Origin of the sequence: Streptomyces longispororuber, from assembly GCF_024448165.1 — a bacterium.
In the GTDB taxonomy this organism is placed as follows: domain Bacteria; phylum Actinomycetota; class Actinomycetes; order Streptomycetales; family Streptomycetaceae; genus Streptomyces; species Streptomyces longispororuber_A.
Genome location: NZ_JAMOLN010000426.1, coordinates 1 through 1,950 on the forward strand (window position 1 = coordinate 1; position 1,950 = coordinate 1,950).

The following is a 1,950-nucleotide window of genomic DNA, read 5'->3' on the forward strand; positions in this document are numbered from 1 at the left end:
TAGGCGTTGGCCGCCGCGTAACTGCCGCTGCCCGCACCCATGAAGACCGCCGACACGGACGAGTAGACGACGAACGCGTCGAGGTCCAGGCCCCGCGTCAGCTCGTCGAGATGCCGTACGGCGTCGACCTTCGGCGCGAACACCTTCGCCAGGCGCTCCGGGGTCAGCATCCCGATGACGCCGTCGTCGGTCACGCCCGCGGTGTGCACGACGCCGCGCAGACCGGGTATCGCGGCCAGCAGGTCCCTGACCTGGCCGCGGTCCGCCATGTCGCAGGCCACGACGCGGACCTCGGCGCCCTGTCCGGTCAGCTCGGCGACCAGTTCCGCGGTGCCGTCGGCCGTGGCGCCCCGGCGGCTGGCCAGGACGAGGTCGCGTACGCCGTGCCGGTCGACCAGGTGCCGGGCCAGGAGGCCGCCGAGCGAACCGGCACCGGAGACCAGGACGGTCCCCTGAGGACCGAACGCCCTTGTGTCCGAAGCCTGTTGACCGCCCGCGCGGGCCAGACGCGGTACGGAGAGGACCGTGCCGCGCACCGCGACCTGCGGCTCGCCGCCGGAGAGGACGGCGCCCAGCAGGTCGGCGAGCTGCTCGGTACCGGTGTGGGCCTCGGTGCCGGCGTCAGTGCTGGTGTCGGTGTCTGTGTCAGGACCGGCGTCGGCGTCCGCGTCGGTGTCGATGAGGACGATCCGGTCCGGGTTCTCGGCCTGTGCCGCGCGGACCAGGCCCCACACCGCCGTACCGGCCGGGTCGGTCACCGGGCCGTCGCCCGCGGGGACGGCGCCCCGGGTGACCACGGCGAGCCGGCTGTCCTCCAGGCCGGGCCCGTCCAGCCAGCACTGGACGACTTCGAGGACGCGGGTGGCCAGTTCGAGCACGGCGCCCTCGCCCTCCCCGCCGACGGCCCGCAGGACCGCCACGGCCGGGGCCTCGGCGACGCCGGACTCGACGTCGTCGGCGAGGGTCGCCACGTCCTCCGCGGTCGCCACGAGGACCCACGACGGCACAGGTTCCGGCCGCCGGGCCGGGGACGGCGGCAGTTCGGTCCAGTCGACGCCGAACAGCGCGTCGTTGCGCGGGGCGCCCGCCGCCGTGTCCAGCTGCTCGGCGGAGACCACGCGGGACGTCAGCGAGTCCATGGACACGACCAGGGCGCCGGTCTCGTCGGCCGCGGCCAGCGACAGTGCCGCGGGCTCGGGCTGAGCGAGACGCACCCGCAGCACGGAGGCGCCCGCGGCGTGCAGCACGAGGCCGTTCCAGGCGAAGGGGAGCCTCAACTCCTGCGCCCGCTCCTCGGGTCGACCGTCGCCACCGTCCGCACCCGCGATCTGGAGCAGCGGTGCGTGCAGAGCGGCGTCGAGCAGCGCGGGGTGGATGCCGAACCCGGCGGCCTGCTGCCGGTGCCCGTCGGGCAGGGCCACCTCGGCGAACATCTCGTCGCCGCGCCGCCACAGCGCGCGTACGCCCTGGAAGGCGGGCCCGTAGCCGTAGCCCACGTCGGTGAGCAGGTCGTAGCCACCGGCGGTGTCCACCGGTTCCGCACCGGCCGGCGGCCAGGCGGCGAAGTCGAACTCCGTTGCTGCGGGGTTGAGTTGATTGGAGGCGGTCAGCATGCCGCTGGCGTGGCGGGTCCAGGCGTCCGCGCCGCTGTCGGCGTCCTCGCGTCGCGAGTACACCTCCACGGTGCGCGAACCGCTCCCGTTCGGTCCGCCGACGGCGACCTGGACGCGTACGCCGCCCTGCTCCGGCACCACGAGGGGCGCCTCGATCACGAGCTCCTCCAGCACGCTGCACCCGGCCTCGTCACCGGCACGCACGGCCAGTTCGACCAGTCCGGTGCCGGGGACGAGGACCACGCCGCCGACGCGGTGGTCGGCCAGCCACGGGTGCGTCTTCAGGGACAGCCGCGAGGTGGCCACGAGCCCGTCGGACTGGGGCAGTTCCACCACG

Annotated in this window: 1 protein-coding gene; it reads right to left on the minus strand. The window is 74.8% G+C overall.

What is annotated here, in order from left to right; genetic code table 11:
• Positions 1 to 1,950: type I polyketide synthase (locus tag M4J07_RS48100; protein WP_305129066.1), on the minus strand; the 1,950-nt coding region annotated here is incomplete at both ends.